Consider the following 22,585-nt stretch of genomic DNA (forward strand, 5'->3'; position numbering starts at 1 on the left):
GGGGGGGCGGCCCCCCCCCCCCGGCCCGGGTCAGGCCGTCACTCGGAGACGGTGAAGCCCTGGTCCTTGCCGTACGTCACGGACGCGTCCTGCCACGCGGACAGGCCGTCGGTGAGGGTCGTGCCGGAGACGTACGCCTTGCCGACCGTGTCGTTGAAGATCGAGTTCGCGTAGACCTGGAACGGCAGGTAGGTCCAGCCCTCGGCGACGTTCGCGGCCGACTCGGCGAGCACCTCGTTGACCTTCTGGCCGCCGAAGTACTCGAACTCCTGCTGCGTGAAGTCGTCCGCCTCGAGCTCGGCCACGGTCGCGGGGAACGCGCCCTCCGCGACGCGCGTCGCGATGCCGTCGCCCGCGGTCGCGTACTCGAGGAACGCCCACGCGAGGTCCTGGTTCTCGCTCGCGGCGGGGATCGCGAGCGAGCTGCCGCCGTTCTCCGACGTCACCTGCTCGCCGGCCTCCCACTGCGGCATCGGGGCCACGGCCCAGTCGCCCGAGGCCGACTCGACCGACGTCTCGAGGTTGCCGCGCATCCAGGCGCCGATGACGAGGCTCGCGATCGAGCCGTCGGCGAGGCCCTGGTACCACTCGTCGCTCCACGACGTCACGGGCGCGACGAGGTCCTCGTCGAGCATCTGCTGCCACGTCGTGGCGAACCGCTGCGTGCCCTCGTCGGAGAAGTCGATCGTCACGTCCGTGCCGTCGACCTGGTAGGGGCGGCCACCGGACTGCCAGATGATCGACGTCGTGAAGCCCGCGTCGCCCGTGTCGTTGGTGATGTAGGTGCCCGGGTCCGCGGCGTGCAGCGCGCGGGCCGCCTCGACGTACTCGTCCCACGTGGTCGGCACGGCGATGCCGTGCTCGTCGAACACGCGCTTGTTGTAGAACAGCGCCATCGGGCCGGAGTCGGTGGGCAGGGCCCACACGCCGTCGCCCTGCGTGACGGCGTCCCACGGCCCGGGCGTGAACGTGCCGTCGAGCTCGTCGGCGCCGTACGACGACAGGTCGGTGAGCGCCTCCGAGAGCGCGAACTGCGGGAGCGCGTAGAACTCGATCTGCGCGACGTCGGGCACGCCCGAGCCGGCGGCGATCGCGTTCTGGAGCGCGGTGTACTGGTCGTTGCCGGTGCCGGCGTTGACGATGTCGACCTCGACGCCGGGGTTCGCCTCCTCGAAGTCGGCGGCGACGCTCTCGAGCGTGGGGTCCCAGGCCCACACCGTGATGGTGCCGCCCTCCTCGACGGCGCTCTCGGCGTCGTCGGCGCTGCCGCCGCCCGAGCCGGAGCTGCATGCCGTCAGCACGAGCGCGAGCGCGCCGGTGGCGGCGATGGCGGCGGTCGCGCGACGCGACCGGCGGGTGATGGGGGACATGAGGGTTCCTCTCACTTCGTCGTCAGACGGACGGGTGGTGCGGGTGGTGCGGGGTGCGGTCGCGGGGACCGGGTGGGGGAGCGATCGGGGAGCGTCGTCCGGGGGCGGGCGGTCACTCCTTGACCGAGCCGGCGGCGAGGCCGGACTGCCAGTAGCGCTGCAGGAACAGGAACGCGATCACGAGGGGCAGGATCGTCAGGACGGCGCCCGTGATGACGAGGTTGAAGATCGCCTGCCCGCCGGCCGTGGCCGCCTGGGCGTTCCAGGCGTTGAGCCCGAGCGTGAGCGGGTACCAGTCGGGGTCCTTGAGCATGATGAGCGGCAGGAAGTAGTTGTTCCAGGTCGCGACCATCGTGAACAGCAGGACGGTGACGATCCCGGGGGCGAGCAGCGGGAGCGACACCTGGAAGAACGTGCGCGCCTCGCTCGCCCCGTCGACGCGGGCCGCCTCGAGGAGCTCCTGGGGCACCGACTCGGCCGCGTACACCCACATGAGGTAAAGGCCGAACGGCGAGATGAGCGACGGGATGATCACGGCCCACGGCGTGTTCGTCAGGCCCATCTGGCTGAACATGAGGAACGTCGGGACGGCGAGCGCGGTGCCGGGCACGGCGACCGCGCCGATCACCGTGGCGAACACGCCGCGCTTTCCCGGGAAGTCGAACTTGGCGAGCGCGTAGCCCCCCATGACGGCGAGGAACGTCGCCCCGCCGGCGCCGACGACCACGTACAGCAGGGTGTTCCCGAGCCAGCGGACGAAGATCCCGTCGTCGTACGTCAGGGTCTGCACCACGTTGTCGACCAGCGCGAACTCGCCGCCGAACCACAGGCCGAAGCTGTCGAACAGGTCGGGCTGCGTCTTGGTCGCGTTGACGACGAGCCACACGAGCGGGACGAGCGAGTACACGAGCACGACGCCGGTGAGCACCGTGAGCAGCACGCTGCGGCGCGGGCGGTCGGCCGAGTGGGGGCGGCGGCGCGGGGTGCGCAGGCGCACGGGGCGCGCGGCGGTCCGCGCGGCCGGGGCGGCGGACGTGGGGGTCGCGGCGGTCATGGTCTCAGGCCTCCTTGCGCATGCCGCGGAGCTGGACCACGTAGGCGACGATCATCGTGACGACGCCCATGATGATCGCGACCGTGGCCGAGTAGTTGTACTGCTGGCCCGAGAAGGACAGCGAGTAGGCGTAGAGGTTCGGCGTGAAGTACGTCGTGATCGCGTTGGGCGCGAGCGCCTGGAGGATGCTCGGCTCGTTGAAGAGCTGGAACGACCCGATGATCGAGAAGATCGTCGCGATGACGAGCGCGCCGCGGATCGCCGGGAGCTTGATGGCCGTGATGACGCGCCACTGGCCCGCGCCGTCGAGCTCCGCCGCCTCGTAGAGCGACGTGGGGATCACGCGCAGCGCGGAGTAGAAGATGAGCATGTTGTAGCCCACGAACTCCCAGGTCACGATGTTGCCGATCGACGCGAGCACGAGGTCCGGCGACAGCGGGTTGGGCAGGGAGACCCCGAACGCGTCGTTGATGTTGCCCACGAGGCCGAACCGGGTGCCGTACATGAAGCCCCACATGAGGGTGGCGACGACCGCGGGCACCGCGTACGGCAGGAAGATTGAGATCCGGAAGAACGCCTTGCCGTAGAGCCGGCCGCTGTCGAGCGCGAGCGCGACGAGGAGCGCGATGCCGAGCATGATCGGCACCTGCACCACGAGGAAGAGCGCGACGCGCCCGAGCGCCTCCCAGAACTGCGGGTCGGAGAACGCCCGGCCGTAGTTCTCGAGGCCGACGAACCGCGTGCCGCCCACCATCTGCGTGCGGAACAGGCTGAGGTAGATCGAGTACGCGATGGGCGCGAGGAACACGAGCGCGAAGACCGCCATGAACGGGCCCACGAAGCCCCAGCCGGCCCACGAGCGCCGTCGGCGCCGCGCCGGTGGGGACGAGGGGGCGCCGACCGGTGGCTTGTGCCCTGCCACGGGGAGGGACGTCGTCGTCATGCGTTGTGGTCCTCGCCATCGGGGGACGGCGACATCGGGCGTCGCCGCGTGTTTGCGTAAACATGAGCATGGCACGACGTTCGGTGTTTGCGCAAACATCGCCTACCCTGGTCCCTGACCGGCCAGGACGCCGGTCCGGCGCAGGCGCTGCGCCGACCTGACGAGGACGAGGACGCCATGACCGACGGGCTCGACGACGAGACGACCGCCCTGACGCGCCCCGGGGGGATCGCCCTCCGCACGGCGCGGCGCGTGTCGATGGCCGACGTCGCGCGCGTCGCCGGCGTCTCGGCGCAGACCGTCTCCCGTGTGTCCAACGGCCACCCCGGCGTCGTCGAGGCGACGCGCACGCGCGTGCTCGCCGCGATGGCCGAGCTCGGCTACCGGCCCAACAGCGCTGCGCGCGCCCTCAAGAGCGGGTCCTTCCGCACGATCGGCGTGATCCTCTTCTCGCTCGCGACCACGGGCAACGTCCGCACGCTCGAGGCGATCGCGACGTCCGCGGCCGCCGAGGGCTACGCGATCACCGTCATCCCGGTCGCGGCCCCCACGCAGAGCGGCGTGCACGGCGCGTTCACGCGCCTCGGGGAGCTCGCGGTCGACGCGATCATCCTGCTCATGGAGGTGCACCTCCTCGACGTCGCGCAGGTGAGCCTCCCGCCCGGCGTCGTCGTGGTCGTCGCCGACTCCGACGCGGGCGAGAAGTACGCCGTCGTGGACACCGACCAGGCCGACGGCACGCGCCAGGCCGTGCAGCACCTGCTCGGTCTCGGGCACGAGACCGTGCACCACCTGGCCGGGCCCGCGGCGTCCTTCGCCGCCGAGCGGCGCGCGTCGGCGTGGCGCGCGACGCTCGAGGAGGCCGGCCGCGCGGTGCCCCCGATCGAACGCGGCGACTGGTCCGCGACGTCCGGGTACGAGGCCGGGCTGCGCCTCGCGCGCCGCGACGACCTCACCGCGGTGTTCGCCGCGAACGACCAGATGGCGCTCGGCCTCGTGCGCGCGCTGCACGACTGCGGCCGCCGCGTGCCGCAGGACGTGAGCGTCGTCGGGTTCGACGACCTGCCGGAGTCGAGCGAGTTCCTGCCCCCGCTCACGACCGTCCACCAGGACTTCGCCGAGGTCGGGCGCCGGCTCGTCGACCAGGTGCTGCGCCAGGTGCGCGAGGGCGTCGTCGAGACGGGGACGCGCCTCGTCCCGACGCGGCTCGTGGAGCGCGCGAGCACCGCCCGGCGCCCCGCCGCACCGTCCGCCTGACCCGACCCGACCGACCCATCCGACCGACCCGGCCCGCCCGACCGCGCCGGCACGAGCACACGGAACGAGGACCATGACGCACGCACGCATCCGGATCGACCCGACCGACGTCGTGGGGGACCTGTCCCCGCGCGTGTTCGGGACGTTCGTCGAGCACATGGGCCGGTGCGTCTACGGGGGCATCCACGACCCGCAGCACCCGTCCGCCGACGCCGACGGGTTCCGCGGCGACGTCCTCGCGCTCGTGCGCGAGCTCGGCGCGACCGTCGTGCGCTACCCCGGGGGGAACTTCGTCTCCGGGTTCCGCTGGGAGGACTCCGTGGGTCCGCGCGAGGAGCGGCCCGTGCGGCTCGACGCCGCGTGGCACAGCATCGAGACGAACCAGGTGGGCCTGCACGAGTTCGCGGGCTGGGCCGAGCGCGCGGGCCTCGAGGTCATGATGGCCGTCAACCTCGGCACGCGCGGCGCCGCCGAGGCGGCCCAGCTCCTCGAGTACTGCAACCACCCGGGCGGCACCGCGCTGTCGGACCAGCGCCGCGCGAACGGCGCGGCCGACCCGTTCGGCTTCCGCCTGTGGTGCCTCGGCAACGAGATGGACGGCGACTGGCAGATCGGGCACAAGACCGCGCACGAGTACGGGCGCCTCGCGGCGGAGACGGCTCGCCTCATGCGGTTCGTCGACCCGACGGTCGAGCTCGTCGCGGCCGGGTCGTCGTCGGCGGACCAGCCGACGTTCGGGGAGTGGGAGCGCGAGGTCGTGCGCCTCACGGCGGGACTCGTGGACCACGTGTCGCTGCACGCGTACTACGAGGAGAAGCCGGGCGACCTCGCGTCGTTCCTCGCGTCCGGCGTCGGCCTCGACCGGTACATCGAGAGCGTCGCCGCGATCCTCGACGAGGAGGAGGCCGCGCTCGGCGAGCGCATGCAGGGCCGCCGCCTCGGCATCAGCGTCGACGAGTGGAACGTCTGGTACCTCGACCGGTTCAACGAGCAGGACAAGGAGCCGCTGCTCACGGGCGCGTGGAACGTCGCGCCGCGCATCATCGAGGACGAGTACGCGGTGGCCGACGCGGTCGTGGTCGGGAGCCTGCTCAACTCGCTCGTGCGGCACGCCGACCGCGTGACGATGGCGAACCAGGCGCAGCTCGTCAACGTCATCGCGCCGATCCGCACCGAGCCGGACGCGGACGCGTGGCGGCAGACGATCTTCTGGCCGTTCGCCGTCACGGCGGCGCGCGCCCGCGGGGCGGCGCTGCGCGTCGCGGCCGAGTGCGCGACCGTCCCGACCGACGCGTACGGGGACGTGCCCGTCGTCGACGTCGCGGCGACGACGGCGGGCGACCGCGTCGAGGTGTTCTGCGTCAACCGCGACCCCGAGAACCCGGTCGAGGTGACGCTCGCGGGGGCGCACGGCGCGCTGCGCGGCGCGCACGACGCCGTCGTGCTCACGGTCCCCGACGGCCACGACCGCTTCGTGACGAACACGCGCGACGCGCAGCCCGTGGGCCTGCGCGAGCTCGACGTGCGGGTCGAGGACGGCGAGGTGCGCCTCACGCTGCCCGCGCTGTCGTGGGCCGCGCTCGGGGTCGTGCCGGCCTGAGGGTCAGTCCTCGCCCACCCAGGCGCTCGGCTCCTCCACGACGTGGCGCAGGACCTCGCGCGCGCCGCCCGTGAGCGCCGCGTGGTCGCCCACGGGCGCCGCCAGCAGCACGACGTCGGTCCAGGGCGCGGCGAGGACGCGGGCGCGCAGCTCGGCCTCGGCCGCGGCGCGCAGGTACGGCAGGAGAGCGGGGTAGATGCCGCCGAGCAGGACGGTGTCGATGTCCACGAGGTTCACGTAGCCGGCGAGCGCGCTCCCGAGCGCGGTCCCGGCCCGCTCGACCGCGGCGAGCGCGCGGGGCTCGCCGGCGTCGAGCGCCGCGACGAGCGCGCCGGTGTCCGCGTCGACCGGCAGGCCGGCGCCGCGCAGCAGCGCGTCCTTGCCGGCGTACTGCTCGAGGCAGCCCGTCGCGCCGCAGCGGCAGCGCGGCCCGCCCGGGTCGACGACGACGTGCCCGACCTCGCCCGTCCACCCGTGCTGCCCGTGGAAGAGGCGCCGGTCGACGACGATCGCGGACCCGATGCCCACGTCTCCCGAGACGTAGAGGAAGGTCGACGGCGCGGTGCCGGTCGCGTCGTCGAGCACGACGCCGCGGCCTGCCTGGGCGAGCGCGGCGAGCTTGGCCTCGTTGCCGATCTCGACGGGGACGTCGGGGTCGAGGCCGAGCAGCTGCACGGGGTCGAGGTGGGACCAGCCGAGGTTGGGCGCGACCTCGAGCCGCCCCGCGCGCGTGTCGACGAGGCCGGGCAGCGCGAGCCGGGCGCCCGCGACGGTCATGCCCTCGGCGCGGACCGACGCGAGGAGGTCCTGCGCGATGCGTCCGAGCCGTCCGAGGACCTCGGCCGGGTCGCTGTCGTGCAGGTCGTCGGGGTCGACGTGCTCGGCGACGACGGTGCCGGTGAGGTCGAGGACGCGGCCGCCGAGGTAGTCGACGTTGACCTCGAGGCCGAGTCCCACGAGGGAGCGCGGCGCGGGGGCCAGCGGCACCGCGGGGCGGCCGGCGCGCTGGGGCGTGGCGGGCGGGAGCTCGGCCACGATGCCCGCGGCGACGAGGCGGTCGACGAGCGTCGAGACGGTCGCGCGGGTGAGGCCGCTCGCGGCGGCGATGTCGGCCCGCGAGCAGGGCCGCGACGCCTCGAAGACCGCGCGGGCGACGAGCGCGAGGTTGTGCTCGCGCAGCGTGGCCTGCCGGGCTGCTGGAGGACCCGACCGGGTCGCGGCGCTGCGGTTCACGGTCTTGACCTTACCGACCCGGGCGGATAAGTTCAGCCGTAAGACATAAATAGGCCGGGTCGACGTCGTCCTCCCGGCCCTCTCGACGAGGAGACACCGTGGCCGACGAGACCACCCAGGACATCAACTTCTCCTTCGGTCTGTGGACCGTGGGCTGGACGGCGCAGGACCAGTTCGGCAGCGCGAGCCGCCCGGCGCTCGACCCGGCCGAGTCGGTGCGCCGCCTCGCGGACCTCGGCGCGTGGGGCTTCACGTTCCACGACGACGATGTGGTCCCGTTCGGCGCGGACGACGAGGAGCGCTCCAAGCGCCTCGCCGCGGTGCGCCAGGCCGCGGAGGACACCGGCCTCGTCATCGAGATGGTGACGACCAACCTGTTCAGCCACCCCGTGTTCAAGGACGGCGGCCTCACGTCCAACGACCGCGGCGTGCGCCGCTACGCGCTGCGCAAGGTGCTGCGCAACGTCGACCTCACCGCCGAGCTCGGCGCCAAGACGTTCGTCATGTGGGGCGGCCGCGAGGGCACCGAGTACGACGGCGCCAAGGACCTGCACTCCGCGCACGAGCGCTACGCCGAGGGCATCGACCTCACCGCGGCGTACATCAAGGAGAAGGGCTACGACCTCAAGATCGCGCTCGAGCCCAAGCCGAACGAGCCCCGCGGCGACATCTTCCTGCCGACCATCGGCCACGCGCTCGGGCTCATCGCGAAGCTCGACAACGGCGACATCGTGGGCCTCAACCCGGAGACGGGCCACGAGCAGATGGCGGGCCTCAACTACACGCACGGCCTCGCGCAGGCCCTGTGGGCGGGCAAGCTCTTCCACATCGACCTCAACGGCCAGCGCTCGATCAAGTTCGACCAGGACCTCGTGTTCGGGCACGGCGACCTGCTCTCGGCGTTCTTCACGGTCGACCTGCTCGAGAACGGCTTCCCGAACGGCGGCCCCACCTACACGGGCCCGCGCCACTTCGACTACAAGCCGTCGCGCACCGAGAACGAGGTCGGCGTGTGGGACTCCGCGCGCGCCAACATGGAGACGTACCGCCTGCTCGCGCGCAAGGCCGCGGCGTACCGCGCCGACAGCCGCGTCCAGGAGGCGTTCGCGCACTCCGGCGTGTTCGAGCTCGGCCAGCCGACGCTCGGCGACGGCGAGACCGTCGCGGACCTGCTCGCGGACCGCAGCGCGTACGAGGAGTTCGACGTCGACGCCGCGGCGAACCGCGACTTCGGCTTCGTGCGCCTCAACCAGCTCGCGCTCGAGCACCTCATCGGCTGACGTGGCCGCCGACGCCAGGACGTCGGACGCCGGCGGCGAGCGCACGCTCGTCGCCGGTGTCGACACGTCCACGCAGTCCTGCAAGGTCGTCGTGCGCGACGCGGAGACGGGCGCGCTCGTGCGCACCGGGTCCGCGAAGCACCCCGACGGCACCGAGGTGCACCCCGACGCGTGGTGGGACGCGTTCCGTGAGGCCGCGTCCGCCGCGGGCGGGCTCGACGACGTCGCGGCGCTCGCCGTCGGCGGGCAGCAGCACGGGCTCGTCGCGCTCGACGCCGACGGGAACGTCGTGCGCGACGCGCTCCTGTGGAACGACACGCGCTCGGCGCCCGCGGCGCGCGACCTGATCCGTGAGCTCGGCGAGGCCCGCCTCGCCGAGGACGTCCCGGACGCGCACGACCGCGTCGTGTCCGCGGACGAGGCGGGCGCGCAGGCGTGGGCCGACGCGATCGGCTCCGTGCCCGTGGCGTCGCTCACCGTGACCAAGCTGCGCTGGCTGCGCGACGCCGAGCCGGAGAACGCCGCGCGCGTCGCGGCCGTCGCGCTGCCGCACGACTGGCTCACGTGGCGCATCGCGGGCTACGGCCCGGCGGGCGACCCGTCCGCGCCGCTCGGCCCGGACCTCGACGCGCTCGTCACCGACGCGTCCGACGCGTCGGGCACGGGGTACTACGACGCGACGCGCGACGACGGCGACGACGGCCGGGGCGCCTACCGCCTCGACCTGCTGGAGCGCGCGTTCGGGCGCACCGACGTCGTGCTGCCGCGCGTGGTCGCGCCGTCCGCGTCCGCGGGCGTCGCGCACCCCTCGGTCGCCGGGTCGGCCGTCGAGGGCGGCGCGCTCCTCGGCCCCGGCGCGGGCGACAACGCGGGGGCCGCGCTCGGCCTCGGCATGGTCGCGGGCGACGTCGCGGTGTCGATCGGCACGTCGGGCGTCGTGTCCGCCGTGACGGACGACCGCACGGCCGACGGGTCGGGCCTGGTCAACGGGTTCTCCGACGCGACCGGCCGGTACCTGCTGCTCGCGGTGACGCTCAACGCGAGCCGCGTGCTCGACGCGGCGCGCGCGGTGCTGGGCGTCGACCATGCGGGTCTGTCGCGGCTCGCGCTCCAGGCACCACCCGGCGCGGACGGGCTCGTGCTCGTGCCGTACCTGGAGGGCGAGCGCATGCCCAACCGTCCCGACGCGTCGGGCACGCTGCACGGGATCCGGCTCGGTACGTCGACGCCGGAGCACCTCGCGCGCGCGTACGTCGAGGGCATGCTGTGCGGCCTCGCGGACGGGCTCGACGCGCTGCGGGCGCTCGGTGTGCGGGTCGAGCGCGTGCAGCTCATCGGTGGCGGCGCGCAGTCCGAGGCGGTCCGGCGCATCGCGCCGCAGGTCCTCGGCCTGCCCGTCACCGTCCCCGAGCCCGGCGAGTACGTGGCCGACGGCGCCGCACGCCAGGCGGCGTGGGTCCTCGCCGCGCACGAGGCGGGCGGCTCCGGGGCGGACGTCGCCCCGCCCACCTGGGCCGCGTCGTCGGCCACGGTGGTCGAGGCCGACCCGGTCCCGGCCATCCGCGAGCAGTACGCGGCGGTCCGCGACCTCGTCTGACACGACCTCGCGACAGCAGGGAAGGGCCCGGCCCCCCGTGAGGGGTCGGGCCCTTCGTGCGCCCACGACGGTGGGCAGGAGCGGTCAGAGCACGCGCACGACAGGGCCCGTCACGCCGGCCTTGCGGCCCACCGCGGCGGCGCCGGTCACGCCCCAGACCGGTCCGGCGATCTCCACCGACGCGACCGACGTCGTCGAGACCGAGCGGTTGAGGTTCGTCCCGTACGCGTTGCCGTAGACCTCGAGCAGCACCCAGTCGCAGGTGCCCGCGCTGACGGTGAAGACGTTCCCGGTCCGGGTCACGTCGAACGTGCACACGCCGCCGTCGTAGGGGGCCGCGCTCGCCGAGGGGGCGATCGCGACGGCAGCGGCAACGAGGGCGGAGACGGCCAGGGCGCGCAGTCGGAGAGTTCGCATGGAGCTCCTTTGCTCAGGTGTGGGGGGCCGCGATCGGCCCGGCCACAGTTCACCGTGGCGCTGCACTGTCAGCAAGTCGAGCAGTACGTAAATTTGACCCTCGCCAGGTACGTGCTTTCCCTTATGTGCCGCCCGCGAAGCCCGTCTGGCGCCACGCCTCGTAGACGGCGATCGACGCCGCGTTGGTGAGGTTGAGCGACCGGCGACCGGGCAGCATGGGGATCTTCAGCTGGTCCGTGATCCGGTCGTGGGCCAGCGCGTCGTCGGGCAGGCCCGTCGGCTCGGGGCCGAACAGCAGGACGTCGTCGGGCCGGTACGTCACGTCGGTGAACGACGTCGTCGCGCGGGTCGTGAACGCGAAGACCCGGCCCGGGAGGGTCGCCAGCGCGGCGTCGAGGTCCGCGTGCACCTCGACGCTCGCGAGGTCGTGGTAGTCCAGCCCCGCGCGCCGCAGCTTGGGCTCGTCCAGGTCGAACCCGAGCGGCTCGACCAGGTGCAGCCTCGCCCCGGTCACCGCGGCGAGGCGGATCGCGTTGCCCGTGTTCCCCGGGATGCGCGGCTCGAAGAACACCACGTGGGGCAGGGTCGACGGCGGTCGGGCGGCCGGGTCGGCGACGTGCGGTCGCCAGTCGGTGCGGGGGTCGGGGGTCTCGCTCACGCCCCCGATTCTCGCAGCGCTGCGAGGGAGGTGCGCCCCCGCGGCACGAGGCGCGCCCTGCCGAGGTAGCGGGCTGGCCTTGCGGAGGTAGAGGCGTGGTAGCCAGCCAGGGCGGGACCTGGGCTCTCCCTCGGTGGACCGGGGCTCTACCTCGCGGACCTCGGCTCTACCTCGGTAGCGTCGACGGGTCGACGACGACCACCGTGGAGGTTCTCGTGCACCAGACCATCCCTGTTCGCCCCGCGGCGGGCCACCGATGACCGGCGAGCGCGGCCGCGAGGAGGTCATGGCCTGGGTCGCCGCGTACGAGGAGGCGTGGCGCGCGAGCGACGCCGACGCCGTGGAGCGGCTCTTCACCCCGGACGCGACGTACCTGCGCTCGCCCTACGACGACGAGCCCCTGCACGGCCACGACGCGATCCGGGGGTTCTGGCGCGTGGACGAGGACGCGCGCTTCACGGTGACGGCGGAGCCCGTCGCGGTGGACGGCCCGGACGCCGTCGTGCGCCTCGAGGTCCGCTACCTCGCCCCGCGCGAGCAGGAGTACCGCGACCTGTGGGTCCTGCGGTTCGCCCCCGACGGCCGCGTCGAGCACTTCGAGGAGTGGGCCTACTGGCCCGGCCGCTCCTACAGCGCCGGGTGACGGGCGGCGTCGGCGCTCAGCGCGCGGCCGGTTCGGCGGCGCCCGCGCGCGCCACCGCGCGCAGCTCGTCGAGCACCGCCCGGGCGGGCGGGGTCGAGGCGGCGGCGTCGCGCACGACGGCGTAGACCGACCGGACGGGCGCGGGCCGCACGACCGGGACGGCGACGAGGCCGGGCGGCAGGTGCACCGCGCCGAGCCGCGGCAGCACCGTGATGCCGATGCCCGCGCCGACGAACGCGACCGCCGTCGGGTAGTCGTGGGCCTCGACGTGGAACGGCGGGCTGAACCCCGCCGCGGTGCACGCCTCGACGAGGTTGCGGCGGCACCACCCGCGGGCGAAGTCGTTGTCGACCCAGCGCTCCGTCGCGAGCGCGGCGATCTCCACCTCGGGCTGCCCGGCGAGCGGGTGGTCGGCGGGGAGGACGGCGACGTAGGGGTCGTCCAGCAGGTGGTGCGCCCGGAACCCGGTGCCGGGGACGAAGGCGGGCGACGCGACGGCGACCTGCACGTCGGCGCGGGCGTCGGGGTCGTCGGGGATCGCCTCGCCGAGGGCGAGGTCGAGCCGGACCCCGGGGAACTCGGTCGTGAGCCGTCGGACGACACGCGGCAGCCACGCGGAGCCGGCGGAGGCGAAGTACATGAGAGACAGGGTCCCGGTCCGCCCGGCGCGCAGGTCCGCGACGACGGCCTCGACCTCGCCGAGCCGGGCGAGCACGCGGTCGGCCTGCGCGGCGAGCTCGAGCCCGGCGGCCGTCGGCCGGACGCCCCGCCCGGCGCGCTCGAGGAGCGCGAGCCCGGTCTCGCGCTGGAGCGCGGCCACGTGCTGGCTCACCGCCGACGGCGTGTACCCGAGGTTGGCGGCGGCGGCCTGGACCGAGCCGCTCGCGACGACGGAGCGGAAGATCCGGAGACGATGCACGTCCAGCATCCCCTCACGCTACAGCCGTACTGCATCGAACGGTAGGAACACGTGCTGGTGCTGAACGGTGCGGCGGGGCGACGATCGACCCGTGACCGCACCCGAGACCTCGACGACGACACCCGTCGGCTCCGCCCGGCCCGGCCTGCCCTCCGCCCGCGGACCGGCCCGTCGCGCCGGGCTGCCCGTCGTCCTCGCGGTGGCCGTGACCGTCGTGCTGTGGGCGTCGGCGTTCATCGGCGTGCGCGCCGCCGGGCACGACTACGCGCCCGGGTCGCTCGCCCTGGGCCGCCAGCTCGCGGGCAGCCTCGGGCTCACCGCCGTCGTCGCCGTGCGGTGGCTCCGCAGCGGGCACCGGCCCGTGCTGCCCCGCGGCCGCGTGCTCGCGGGCGTCCTCGCGTGGGGCGTGGGCTGGTTCAGCCTCTACAACCTCGCGCTCAACGCGGCCGAGCAGCACCTCGACGCCGGCACGACGGCGCTCCTCGTCAACGTCGCGCCCGTCCTCGTCGCGGTGCTCGCCGGCGTCCTGCTCGGCGAGGGCTTCCCGCGGCGCCTGCTCGTCGGCATGGCCTCGGCGTTCGCCGGGGTCGCGATCATCGCGGCCGCGACCTCCTCGGGCGAGCGCGACGTCGTCGGCGTGGCGCTCGGGCTCACCGCCGCCGTCCTCTACGCCGCGGGTGCGACGTCGCAGAAGCGCCTCCTCGCGCACCTCGACGCCCTGACGATGACGTGGGTCGGGTGCCTCGCGGGCACGGTCGCGCTCCTGCCGTTCGCCCCGGCGCTCGCGGCCGACGCCGCCGCGGCGCCGCCGTCGTCGACGTGGGCGGTCGTGCTGCTCGGGCTCGGCCCGACGGCCGTCGCGTTCACGACGTGGGGCTACGCGCTCTCGCGGCTCAGCGCGGGCCGGGCCGCGGCGACGACGTATCTCGTCCCGCCGCTCGTGGTGGTGCTCTCCTGGCTCGTGCTCGCGGAGGTCCCGGCGCCGGTCACCTTCGCGGGCGGCGCGCTGTGCCTCGCCGGGGTCGCGGTCGCGACGCTCCCGCGGCGGCGGGTCGCCCCGGTGCCCCCGGTGCCGGCCGCGCGAGCCTGACCCGGTCCGGCCGTACGACCCGGCCCCGACGTAACCAGCCCGCCCGGTGCAACACGCCCCGACCCGGCCCGCCGCGGGCTCAGCCCATGCGGTCGAGGTCGGCCTCGCGCACCTCGTGGACGAGCGGCTCGCCCGCGCGGAAGCGCTCGAGCTCGTCGACGACGATCGCGCCCTGCGCGAGCCGCCCCTGGACGGTCGCGGCGGCGTGGTGCGGCGTGAGGAGCACGTTCCGCAGGCGGCGCAGCGGGTGGTCCTCGGGCAGCGGCTCGGCGTCGTAGACGTCGAGCGCGGCGCTGATCCGCCCCGTCGCGAGCTCGCGGACGAGCGCGTCCTCGTCCGTGAGCCACGACCGCGCGGTGTTGACGAGGCCCGCGTGGTCGGGCAGGAGAGCGAGCTCGCGCGCGCCGAGCAGGTGGTGGGTCTCGGGCAGCACGGGCGCGTGCAGCATCGTCACGCGGCTCGTCGCGAGCAGCTCGTCGAGCGCGACGAGCGTCGCGCCGAGCGCGGCGGCGTCGGCGGGGGAGAGGGTGGGGTCGGCGACCACGACCTCCGCGCCGAGCGCACGCAGCATCGCGATCGCCGCACGGCCGGTGCGCGACGCCCCGACGACGCCGACGCGCGTGCCCGCGATCTCGTACCGCGGGGGTGCGGCCTCGGCGTCGGCCCACGGGACGCCGTCGTGCAGGGCGTTGTGGAACGCGGGCACCTGGTGGAGCAGCGCGAGCGCGAACGTCACCGAGACCTCCGCGACGGGGCGCGCCATCGCCTGGCCCGCCTGCGTCACGCGGACCCCGCGCTCCCACAGCGCGGGCGTGACGAACGGTTTGACGGAGGCGCCCGTGTGCGCGACGAGCCGCAGCCGGGGGAGCCGGTCCAGGAGGTCGTCGTCCAGGGGCGGCGTGCCCCAGGAGATGACGAGCGCGTCGACGCGCTCGCGCACCGCGGGGCTCAGCCGGTCGAGCGCGGCGCCGAGCGCCCGCGGGTCGTCGACGACGTCGAACGGTCCCGCGCCGGCCAGGCGTTCCCAGACGTCCGGGGCGAACAGCTCGGTGCGCAACCACGGCGCGACCGCGACGACCGCGCGGGCAGCCCCGGCTCCTGGACCAGGCCCCGCGACGGTCTCCGTGCCGGGCGCGCCGGTCATCGCAGCCAGTCCTCGAGGTGCTCCGCGACGAGCGCGTCGTCCGCGGCCGCGAGCCACGGGTACGACGCCGTCACGCGCGTCAGCTCGTCGGCCTGGCCGGGGGAGAGAGTCTCGTCCGGGTCGAGGCACCAGATGCCCTCGAGCAGGCCCTGGCGGCGCAGCACCTCGTGCACGCCTGCGATGACGCCCGCGAAGTCGCCCGCCGCGTCGAAGACGGCCGCGTTCGCGTCGGTGAGGCCGGCCGCGCGCGCGGTGAGGGTCGCGAGGGCGGCGGCGTCGGGCACGGTGGCGCCCCCGTCCGGCCCGATGCCCTGGGCCGCGTGCGCGAGGGCCAGCGTCTCGACCGCGCCCCGCGTCCAGACCGCCCACTGCCCGAGCAGGCCGCCCACGAACCGCGCCGTGAAGGTCGAGGCGCGCCCCTCGGCGTCGGTCACCGGGACGTCGAGGCGCTGCGTGAGGTCGACGACGATCGCGTCGTCGTTGCCCGTGTACAGCGCGATCTCGTCGCCGCGCCCGGACGCGGCGACGCCGCGCAGGACGTCGAGCGTCCGGTAGCGGTGGAACGGCGCGGCCTTGATCGCGACGACCGCCTCGATCGACGCGTACTCGCGCCAGAAGCCGACGGACAGGCGCGGCCCGCCGATCGCCTCCTGGAGGTAGAACCCGATGACGGGCAGCACCTCGCCGACCGCGCGCGCCCGGTCGAGCAGCACGCGCTCGACCTCCTCGCGCGAGCCCGTGAGTCCGGGCACGCGGGGCGCGAGCAGCACCGCGTCGTAGCCGAGTCCTGCCGCGAGCTCCGCCTCGGCGACGGCCTGCCGCACGTCGCCGGCGGCGCCCGCGACCTGGACGAGCGGGCGGGGCCCGGTGTGCAGCGAGCCTGCGGGCGCGTCGCCCGCGATCGTCGCGCGCGACACCTCGGCCGCGAGCTCGAGCACGGGTCGCAGGAGCCCGTGCTCGCGGATCTCGAACTGGGTCGTGTGGACGCCGACGGCCACGCCGCCCGCGCCCGCCGCGTGGTAGTACCGTGTGAGCGCGCGCTGGCGGCGCTCGTCGAGGCGGCGGTCGGCGTCGAGCGCGAGCGGCTGCGCGGGGATGACGGTCCCCGTGCGCAGGAGCGCGGCGACGTCGTCGGCGAGGCGCGGGGCGGCCGGCGCCGCGGCGGGGGTGGTGGGGGCCGTCATCAGAACGCCCCGTCGCGCACGGCGAACTTCGTCGGCTTGCCGCTCGTCGGCAGCCCGGCCGCGAGCCACCGCGCCTGCCAGTCCACGAGCGTGCGCAGCGGCACCTGCGGGTAGCCGAACAGCTCGTGGCAGCGCGTCGCGTCGTTGAGGAGCGCCGTCGGGGCGGGCTCGCCCGTGAACGACACCTCGCGGTCGAGGCCGCGGCCGAGGAGCTCCGCGAGGCGCCGTACCGACGCCGTCTCCGGTCCGGTGAGGTTGATCGCCGTCGCGGGCGACGACGCGAGCGCGAGCGAGCGCAGCGCAACCTCGTTCGCGTACCCCTGCCACACGACGTTGACGTGCCCGGTGGTGAGGTCGACGGGCTCGCCCGCGAGGATCGGCGACGCGACGTCGAACAGGACGCCGTAGCGCAGGTCGACGGCGTAGTTGAGGCGGATCGTCACGACCTTCGTGCCGCGCGAGAGCGCGGCGTGCTGGAGCACGCGCTCGCGCCCGAGGCAGCTCATCGCGTACTCGCCGACCGGCCCGACGGGGTGCTCCTCGGAGCACCCGCCCGACTCGACGGGCACGAGCGGGTAGACGTTCCCGGTGGAGAACGCCGCGATGGTCGAGTCGGCGTAGCGGCGCGCGACGTCGTGCACGAGCGCCGCGTTCGCGGCCCACGCGAGCGACGGCGCGGACGACGTGCCGAACTTGGCGCCCACCATGTAGACGACGTCGGCGCCGTCGGGCAGGGCGGCGAGGTCTGCGTCGGGCGCGAGCAGGTCGGCCGCGACGACGTTCACCCCGGCGTCGCGCAGGCGGTCGGCCTGCGCCGCGTCGGACCACCGCGAGACGGCGTGCACGGCGTCGCCCGTGCGCCCGGCCGCGTCGAGGGCGCGGCGGGCGAGGACGGTGAGGCTCGGGCCCATCTTGCCGCCCGCGCCGAGGATGACGAGGTCGCCCGAGCGGGCGGCCAGGTCCTCCACGAGGGCGGGCGCCGGCGTCGTGAGCAGCTCCTCGAGCTCCGCGACGGACGTCGGGGCTTTCAGGGCGGTGGTGCTGGTCTGCGTGGTCATGTGGTGAGTCATCCCTTGATGCCGGACGAGGTGACGCCCTCGACGAAGAAGCGCTGGGCCACGAGGTACGAGGCGAAGATCGGAACGAACGAGATGGTGGCGCCCGCGAGCACCATGTTGAGCGGCACGTCCTGCTGCTGGAGCGAGGCGATGCCGACGGTCAGCGTCCAGTGGTCGGTGCCCTGGCCGATGATGAGCGGCCACAGGAAGTCGTTCCAGTGCCACAGGAAGACGAACGTGCCGAGCGTCGCGAGGATCGGCTTGCACAGCGGCAGCACGATGCGCAGGAAGATGCGCCACTCCGAGGCGCCGTCGAGCTTCGCGGCCTCGAACAGCTCGTCCGGCAGGTCGAGGATGAACTGCCGCATGAGGAACACGGCCTGCGCGTTCGCGAGCGTCGGCAGGATGAGTCCCCAGTACGTGTCGAGTCCGCCCGCCTGCGCGATGAGGATGAACGTCGGGATGAGGGTCACGTGGTACGGGACCATGACCATCGCGAGGAACGACCAGAACATGGCCTCGCGCCCGGGGAACTTCTTCTTGGCGAACGCGTAGCCGGCCATCGACGCGAGCAGCAGCACGGCGACGACGGACACGACCGAGTACACGAGCGTGTTGACGAGCCAGGTGCCGATGTTGCCCGCGCCGAGCACGCGGCCGTAGGCATCGGTCGTGAGGTTCGTCGGCAGGAGCGACGCGGGGAAGTCGATCGCGGCGGCCGGCTTCAGCGACAGCACGACCATCGCGTAGAACGGGAAGATCGTCACGACGGCGGCGAGCGAGAGCACGACGTAGCGCAGCACCTTGCCGCGCAGCGACAGGTCGCTCGCGCCCTTGCGGCCGCGCCGGCGCCGGGTCGCGGTGGGGCGCACCGGCAGCGCGGCCCCCTCGAGCACGCGCTCGGTGGTGGTGGGGTCGGCGGCGGTCACTTGTCCCTCCCGATGGCGAAGCGCTGGATGAGGGCGACGACGAGCGTGACGACGAACAGCGCGACGCCGAGCGCGCTCGCGTAGCCGAGGTCGAAGTACTTGAAGCCCTGGTCGTAGATGTAGAAGACGAGGTTGTAGCTCGCCCGGGCCGGTCCGCCCGCCGTCATCACATAGACGAGGTCGAAGATCTGGAACGACGCCGTCGTCTCGATGACGGCGAGGAAGAAGAGCGTGGGCTTGAGCTGCGGCGCGATGATGTGCCAGAACCGCTTCCACGGTCCGGCGCCGTCGATCGCGGCGGCCTCCTCGAGCTCGCGAGGCAGGTCCTGCATGCGGGCGAGGAGGATGAGCATCCCGTACCCGAAGCGCGACCAGATCGCGACCATGGCGAGCGCGGGCAGCACGAGCAGCGTGTCGCCGAGCCAGGACTCCGTCGAGAACCCGAGCGCGCCCATGAGCTTGGACCACGGGCCGTTCGTGGAGAACACCCACGTGAACACGGTCGCGGCGAGCACGAGGCTCGTGACGACGGGCAGGAAGAACACCGACCGGTAGAAGCCGGAGCCGCGGAACGAGCGGCGCACCATGAGCGCCATGAACGTCGAGATCGCGAGCGACACCGGGACGATGAGCAGGCTCAGCACGACCGTGACGCGTAGCGCCGACCAGAAGATCGGGTCGTCGACCATGCGCCGGAAGTTCTCGACGCCCGTCCACTCGGCGCCGACGCCGATGGTGTAGTCGAAGAAGCTCAGCGCGACGCCCGCGATGGCGGGACCGAACCGGAACAGCAGGAACAGCAGGAACGCGGGGAGGGCGAACAGCAGGCCGATCCTCGCCTCGCGGCGCTGCAGGACGCGGCGGGTGCCGCCGCGCGGGGGCTTCGACGCCGGGCGCCGGTCGGCCCCGTCGGCGGTGATCCCGTCCGAGGTGGGGGCGGTCGCGGTCATGGGTTCTCCTCTCGTACCGCGACGTCGGTCAGCCGAGCAGCGGGTTCGCCGCTGCGGCCGCGTCCTTCAGGGCCTGCTCCGGCGTCTTCTCGCCGATGAGCGCGGCCTGGATCTCCGGGGCGAGCACGCCCATGACCTCACGGGACTTCTCGTTGACCTCGCCCGCGGTCGTGTACTGGAGCGTGTCCTCGAGCGCGGAGAGCACCGGGTCGTCGGCGTAGAGGCCCGACTCGGTCTCGTACGGCGAGAACCAGCCCGCCGCCTTCGCGTACTCCGTGCTCACCTCGGGCGAGGTCGCGAACGCGGCCCACTTGCCCGCGGCGTCGAGGTTGTCCGCCGTCTTGAGCACGGACAGCGAGCCGACCGTGCCGAACGCGACCGCCTCCGCCTCCTTGAGGGGCGGGAGGACGACGACGTTCTCCTCGCCCCAGAAGCCGGCGACGTCGGCGGGGCCCTGCTGCCAGGTGCACGCGATCTTGCCCTTGGCGGTGTTGGTCTGCTCGAACGCGGGGATGGTCGTCAGCAGGTCCTTCTCGATGTACCCGCCCTCGGCGAGGTCGACCGCGAACTGGAGGGCCTCGACGCCCTCGGGCGAGTCGAACGCCACCGACGAGCCGTCCTCGGAGAAGACGGACCCGCCCGCCTGCCACAGCAGCGGGTAGAAGGACTCGTTGAGCGTCGCGTCGACCGAGCCCCAGTAGTTGGTGACGTCGTAGCCCGCGGCCTGGAACGTCGGCGCGAGCGCCATGAGGTCGTCCCACGTCTCCGGGTAGTTGCCGGCCTCGCCGACGGCCTCGAACGCCGCGGCGTTGCACACGAGCGGCTTGCTGTTCATGATCAGCGGCGAGCCGAGCATCGCGCCGTCGACCGTGACGGCCTTCGACGCGTTCTCGCGCAGGTCGCCCACCTGGTCGGTGACGTAGTTGTCCACCGCAGCCAGCGACTTGCCGTACTTGGGGATCTGGTCCGGGATGAGGTAGACGACGTCGGGGCCCTTGTTGCCCGCGATGGCCGTCGCGAGGGTCTCGTCACGACCGGCCCACGGGTAGATCTCGACCTTGACCTCGACGTCCGGGTTCTCCTCCTGGAAGGCGGCGATCTGCTCGTCCCAGAAGGCCTTGTGGGCGGCCTCGTCGGCGATGACGGGGTACGTCCACATCGTCACGGAGCCGGACGCGGCGCCGTCCTCGGGGGTGGGGGTGGAGCTGCCGGCGCCGGCACCGCCGGCGCAGGCGCTCAGCGCGCCGAGCGTGCCGACCGCGAGGGCGGCGGTCCAGAGGCGCTTCGTCGTGCGCAGGGTCATCGACGTGTCTCCTTGGTGAGGTCCCGCCGGGGTGGGCGGGTGGGGGGTGGGGTGGTGCTGTGCGGTGTGGTGCTGTGGAGGTGCGGTCGTCGCGCCGGACGCGTCAGCGGGCCGGGACGTCGACGACGGTGCGCCGGTGGCGCGACTCCTCGGCCGCGAACACGGCGAGGTGGCTCTGGAGGGACTCGACGGCGCCCGACCGGACGTGGCTCGGGTCGCCCGTGGCGACGGCGCGCACGAACGCGTCCATGACGCCCGAGTCGCCGCCGCCGTGGTCGTCGGCGGCGTTCGTGGCGCCGTGGTGGCCGCCGTCGTGCACGGTCACGCTGCCGTCGCGGAAGTCGGTCACGCGGACCTTCTCGCCGTCGCCGTCGAGGCACCCGTGGGTCCCGAAGATCTGGGTCTTGCGGTGGTCCTGCTCGGAGAACGCCGTCATGGTGAACGTCGCCGCGCCGCCGCCCTCGAGCTCCATCGCGACCACCTGGTGGTCGACGACGTCGTTGTCCGAGTCGTAGACGCAGCGGCCGTAGTCGGTGGTACGCAAGGCCTCGACGACGCCCGCCTCGTCGGTCGCGTCCGTGATGACGGAGACCGGCCAGATCGGGCCCTTCTCGCGGAGCGTCGACAGGTACAGGCGCGGCGCCGAGTACGGGCACGTGGGCTCGAGCGGGCAGTCCAGGCAGCGGTCCGCCGCGCCCGCCGGGCGCTCCTCGGGCCGGAAGTGCTTGAGGGAGCCGAAGCTCGCGACCGTCGCGATCCGCTTGCCGGTGACGTAACGGATCCAGTCGAGGTCGTGGCTCGACTTCGCGAGGAGCATCGGGCTCGACGTCTTCTCCGACCGCCACGGGCCGCGCACGTACGAGTGGGCGTCGTGCCACCAGCCGACGGGCTCGAGGTGCTGGACGTTGACGATCTCGCCCAGGACGCCCGAGTCGACGACCGACTTCACGAGGTCCGTGTACGGCATGTAGCGCATCACGTGGCACACGCCGAAGAGCACGCCCGACTCCTCGACCGCGTCCACGACGTCCCGGCACTCCTCCGGGCTCGGCGCGAGCGGCTTCTCGACGAGGATCGCGTACCCCTGCGGCGCGAGCGCGACGACGGGGTCGCGGTGCTCGCGGTCCTGCGTCGCGACGATCACCATGTCCGCGAGCCGACCGGTGCCCCCCGCGGCCCGGTCGGCGTCGCCCGCGGCGACGAGGTCGCGCCAGCCGGCGAACTCCGCGACCTGCGGGAGCTCGGCACCCGGTTCGACATTGAGCGCGGTGCCCGACGCGACGGCGTGGGCTGCGGAGAGGCCGGCCTGCGCCGCGACGGCCTGGTCGACGACGAGCCCGCGCTGGTGGGGGCGGGGGTCGGCGACGGCGACGAGACGTGCGCGCTCGGGGTGCTCGGCGATCCAGCGCGCGTACGTCTGACCACGGTTGCCGGCGCCGACGAGGGCGACGGTGACAGGCGGGGGGTTCGGGGTCACGTGTGCGGTCCTTGCTCCGTTGCGATGGTCCTGCGGGGCGGGGGTCTCCCGGCCCTGGCAGGCCTCGTTTGCTATTTGCTATAGCAAGCCTGCCATGCCGATGTTACGCCAGATCGGCGCTCGTGTTAACTCGCGCACGACGCGATGCGGAGTTGTGACCTTTCGTGCCGCGCCTCGGGGTGCCGGCGCGGTGGTCGTCGTGGGCCGGGGCCGGGGGTGGTGAGTGCGGGTCTACCATCCGCGCTGCTCGTTCCTCGCGGCGCTCCCGCCAGGCCCGCCACGACCCGCACTCACCACCCCCGGCCCCTTCGTCGTCTCACCTCGCGCGCTGCTCCCGCGCCGGGGTGCGGCCGGTGGGGAGAGCGGCGCGGGGGGGGGGGGGGGGGGGGGGGGCCCCCCCGGGCGGGGGGGGGGGGGGCCCCCCGCGGGGGCAGGGGGGGGGGAACCGGGGGGGGCGGCCAGCCCCAGGCCGGGGGGCG

20 protein-coding genes are annotated in these 22,585 nt (G+C 74.0%); 6 read left to right on the forward strand and 14 right to left on the reverse strand.

The window, feature by feature from the left end:
• Positions 1 to 38: 38 nt before the first annotated feature.
• The 3 genes from GYH36_RS15730 to GYH36_RS15740 all read right to left on the reverse strand — a co-directional run bounded on the left by GYH36_RS15730 (position 39) and on the right by GYH36_RS15740 (position 3,367).
• On the reverse strand, positions 39 to 1,370 hold the full coding sequence (locus GYH36_RS15730; protein ID WP_024838862.1) for an ABC transporter substrate-binding protein: 1,332 nt from the start codon (positions 1,368 to 1,370) through the stop codon (positions 39 to 41).
• A 112-nt stretch (positions 1,371 to 1,482) separates the two neighbouring features.
• Positions 1,483 to 2,424: a carbohydrate ABC transporter permease gene (locus GYH36_RS15735; RefSeq protein WP_024838861.1), complete on the reverse strand. Its 942-nt coding sequence runs from the start codon at positions 2,422 to 2,424 to the stop codon at positions 1,483 to 1,485.
• A 4-nt stretch (positions 2,425 to 2,428) separates the two neighbouring features.
• Complete coding sequence (locus GYH36_RS15740; protein ID WP_024838860.1) at positions 2,429 to 3,367, reverse strand: carbohydrate ABC transporter permease; 939 nt, start codon at positions 3,365 to 3,367, stop codon at positions 2,429 to 2,431.
• A gap of 177 nt (positions 3,368 to 3,544) precedes the next feature.
• Here GYH36_RS15740 and GYH36_RS15745 point away from each other — a divergent pair, with 177 nt between their 5' ends.
• Together GYH36_RS15745 and GYH36_RS15750 are read left to right on the forward strand one after the other, a co-directional pair.
• Positions 3,545 to 4,624, forward strand: coding sequence for a LacI family DNA-binding transcriptional regulator (locus GYH36_RS15745; RefSeq protein WP_312028672.1), 1,080 nt, complete (start codon positions 3,545 to 3,547; stop codon positions 4,622 to 4,624).
• 73 nt (positions 4,625 to 4,697) lie between these two features.
• Complete coding sequence (locus GYH36_RS15750; RefSeq protein WP_162290331.1) at positions 4,698 to 6,224, forward strand: alpha-N-arabinofuranosidase; 1,527 nt, start codon at positions 4,698 to 4,700, stop codon at positions 6,222 to 6,224.
• 3 nt (positions 6,225 to 6,227) lie between these two features.
• Here GYH36_RS15750 and GYH36_RS15755 read toward each other — a convergent pair whose 3' ends face one another.
• Positions 6,228 to 7,457, reverse strand: coding sequence for an ROK family transcriptional regulator (locus tag GYH36_RS15755; RefSeq protein ID WP_115941984.1), 1,230 nt, complete (start codon positions 7,455 to 7,457; stop codon positions 6,228 to 6,230).
• A gap of 98 nt (positions 7,458 to 7,555) precedes the next feature.
• On the opposite strand from GYH36_RS15755, the gene xylA reads away from it, so the two are divergent.
• On the forward strand, positions 7,556 to 8,737 hold the full coding sequence (xylA, locus tag GYH36_RS15760) for a xylose isomerase (RefSeq protein ID WP_115941985.1): 1,182 nt from the start codon (positions 7,556 to 7,558) through the stop codon (positions 8,735 to 8,737).
• 1 nt (position 8,738) lies between these two features.
• Positions 8,739 to 10,334, forward strand: coding sequence for a xylulokinase (locus tag GYH36_RS15765; RefSeq protein WP_162290332.1), 1,596 nt, complete (start codon positions 8,739 to 8,741; stop codon positions 10,332 to 10,334).
• A gap of 84 nt (positions 10,335 to 10,418) precedes the next feature.
• On the opposite strand, the gene GYH36_RS15770 is transcribed toward GYH36_RS15765, so the two are convergent.
• A complete protein-coding gene (locus GYH36_RS15770; RefSeq protein WP_021483154.1) occupies positions 10,419 to 10,751 on the reverse strand; it encodes a hypothetical protein in 333 nt (110 codons plus the stop codon).
• 121 nt (positions 10,752 to 10,872) lie between these two features.
• A complete protein-coding gene (locus GYH36_RS19815) occupies positions 10,873 to 11,334 on the reverse strand; it encodes a tRNA (cytidine(34)-2'-O)-methyltransferase (protein ID WP_031316674.1) in 462 nt (153 codons plus the stop codon).
• Between the two features lie 331 nt (positions 11,335 to 11,665).
• Here GYH36_RS19815 and GYH36_RS15780 point away from each other — a divergent pair, with 331 nt between their 5' ends.
• Complete coding sequence (locus GYH36_RS15780; protein ID WP_021483152.1) at positions 11,666 to 12,052, forward strand: YybH family protein; 387 nt, start codon at positions 11,666 to 11,668, stop codon at positions 12,050 to 12,052.
• Positions 12,053 to 12,068: 16 nt separating this feature from the next.
• On the opposite strand, the gene GYH36_RS15785 is transcribed toward GYH36_RS15780, so the two are convergent.
• Positions 12,069 to 12,980: a LysR family transcriptional regulator gene (locus tag GYH36_RS15785; protein ID WP_162290333.1), complete on the reverse strand. Its 912-nt coding sequence runs from the start codon at positions 12,978 to 12,980 to the stop codon at positions 12,069 to 12,071.
• An 82-nt stretch (positions 12,981 to 13,062) separates the two neighbouring features.
• Here GYH36_RS15785 and GYH36_RS15790 point away from each other — a divergent pair, with 82 nt between their 5' ends.
• Positions 13,063 to 14,061 carry a DMT family transporter gene (locus tag GYH36_RS15790; RefSeq protein ID WP_228485229.1) on the forward strand — a complete coding sequence of 333 codons (999 nt, stop codon included), beginning with the start codon at positions 13,063 to 13,065 and terminating at the stop codon, positions 14,059 to 14,061.
• A gap of 79 nt (positions 14,062 to 14,140) precedes the next feature.
• Here GYH36_RS15790 and GYH36_RS15795 read toward each other — a convergent pair whose 3' ends face one another.
• From GYH36_RS15795 to GYH36_RS20380, 7 genes are all read right to left on the reverse strand, one after another.
• Entirely contained in the window at positions 14,141 to 15,205 is a 1,065-nt protein-coding gene (locus tag GYH36_RS15795) for a hydroxyacid dehydrogenase (protein ID WP_162290334.1), read from the reverse strand.
• Positions 15,202 to 16,389 (reverse strand): dihydrodipicolinate synthase family protein, encoded by a 1,188-nt coding sequence (locus GYH36_RS15800; protein WP_203231937.1) that lies wholly within the window; start codon positions 16,387 to 16,389, stop codon positions 15,202 to 15,204. Before GYH36_RS15800 ends, GYH36_RS15795 begins: the two co-directional genes overlap by 4 nt.
• Positions 16,389 to 17,447 carry an NAD-dependent epimerase/dehydratase family protein gene (locus GYH36_RS15805; protein WP_203231938.1) on the reverse strand — a complete coding sequence of 353 codons (1,059 nt, stop codon included), beginning with the start codon at positions 17,445 to 17,447 and terminating at the stop codon, positions 16,389 to 16,391. The genes GYH36_RS15800 and GYH36_RS15805 overlap by 1 nt, the downstream gene beginning before the upstream one ends.
• Before the next feature lie 8 nt (positions 17,448 to 17,455).
• Entirely contained in the window at positions 17,456 to 18,376 is a 921-nt protein-coding gene (locus tag GYH36_RS15810) for a carbohydrate ABC transporter permease (protein WP_312028673.1), read from the reverse strand.
• Complete coding sequence (locus GYH36_RS15815) at positions 18,373 to 19,326, reverse strand: carbohydrate ABC transporter permease (RefSeq protein ID WP_162290336.1); 954 nt, start codon at positions 19,324 to 19,326, stop codon at positions 18,373 to 18,375. Before GYH36_RS15815 ends, GYH36_RS15810 begins: the two co-directional genes overlap by 4 nt.
• Before the next feature lie 28 nt (positions 19,327 to 19,354).
• Positions 19,355 to 20,629 carry an ABC transporter substrate-binding protein gene (locus tag GYH36_RS15820; RefSeq protein WP_162290337.1) on the reverse strand — a complete coding sequence of 425 codons (1,275 nt, stop codon included), beginning with the start codon at positions 20,627 to 20,629 and terminating at the stop codon, positions 19,355 to 19,357.
• A gap of 103 nt (positions 20,630 to 20,732) precedes the next feature.
• Positions 20,733 to 22,106: a Gfo/Idh/MocA family protein gene (locus tag GYH36_RS20380; protein ID WP_162290338.1), complete on the reverse strand. Its 1,374-nt coding sequence runs from the start codon at positions 22,104 to 22,106 to the stop codon at positions 20,733 to 20,735.
• Between the last annotated feature and the right edge of the window lie 479 nt (positions 22,107 to 22,585).

It is taken from the genome of Cellulosimicrobium composti (genome assembly GCF_010287905.1).
Classification (GTDB): Bacteria; Actinomycetota; Actinomycetes; order Actinomycetales; family Cellulomonadaceae; genus Cellulosimicrobium; species Cellulosimicrobium composti.

Coding starts and splice junctions, on each gene's coding strand:
- GYH36_RS15780 (WP_021483152.1), top strand. CDS start 11,666: ATGACCGGCGAGCGCGGCCGCGAGGAGGTCATGGCCTGGGTCGCCGCG.
- GYH36_RS15805 (WP_203231938.1), bottom strand. CDS start 17,447: ATGACCACGCAGACCAGCACCACCGCCCTGAAAGCCCCGACGTCCGTC.
- GYH36_RS15795 (WP_162290334.1), bottom strand. CDS start 15,205: ATGACCGGCGCGCCCGGCACGGAGACCGTCGCGGGGCCTGGTCCAGGA.
- GYH36_RS15745 (WP_312028672.1), top strand. CDS start 3,545: ATGACCGACGGGCTCGACGACGAGACGACCGCCCTGACGCGCCCCGGG.
- GYH36_RS15740 (WP_024838860.1), bottom strand. CDS start 3,367: ATGACGACGACGTCCCTCCCCGTGGCAGGGCACAAGCCACCGGTCGGC.
- GYH36_RS15815 (WP_162290336.1), bottom strand. CDS start 19,326: ATGACCGCGACCGCCCCCACCTCGGACGGGATCACCGCCGACGGGGCC.
- GYH36_RS15820 (WP_162290337.1), bottom strand. CDS start 20,629: ATGACCCTGCGCACGACGAAGCGCCTCTGGACCGCCGCCCTCGCGGTC.
- GYH36_RS15785 (WP_162290333.1), bottom strand. CDS start 12,980: ATGCTGGACGTGCATCGTCTCCGGATCTTCCGCTCCGTCGTCGCGAGC.
- GYH36_RS15770 (WP_021483154.1), bottom strand. CDS start 10,751: ATGCGAACTCTCCGACTGCGCGCCCTGGCCGTCTCCGCCCTCGTTGCC.
- GYH36_RS15750 (WP_162290331.1), top strand. CDS start 4,698: ATGACGCACGCACGCATCCGGATCGACCCGACCGACGTCGTGGGGGAC.
- GYH36_RS15735 (WP_024838861.1), bottom strand. CDS start 2,424: ATGACCGCCGCGACCCCCACGTCCGCCGCCCCGGCCGCGCGGACCGCC.
- GYH36_RS15800 (WP_203231937.1), bottom strand. CDS start 16,389: ATGACGGCCCCCACCACCCCCGCCGCGGCGCCGGCCGCCCCGCGCCTC.
- GYH36_RS15730 (WP_024838862.1), bottom strand. CDS start 1,370: ATGTCCCCCATCACCCGCCGGTCGCGTCGCGCGACCGCCGCCATCGCC.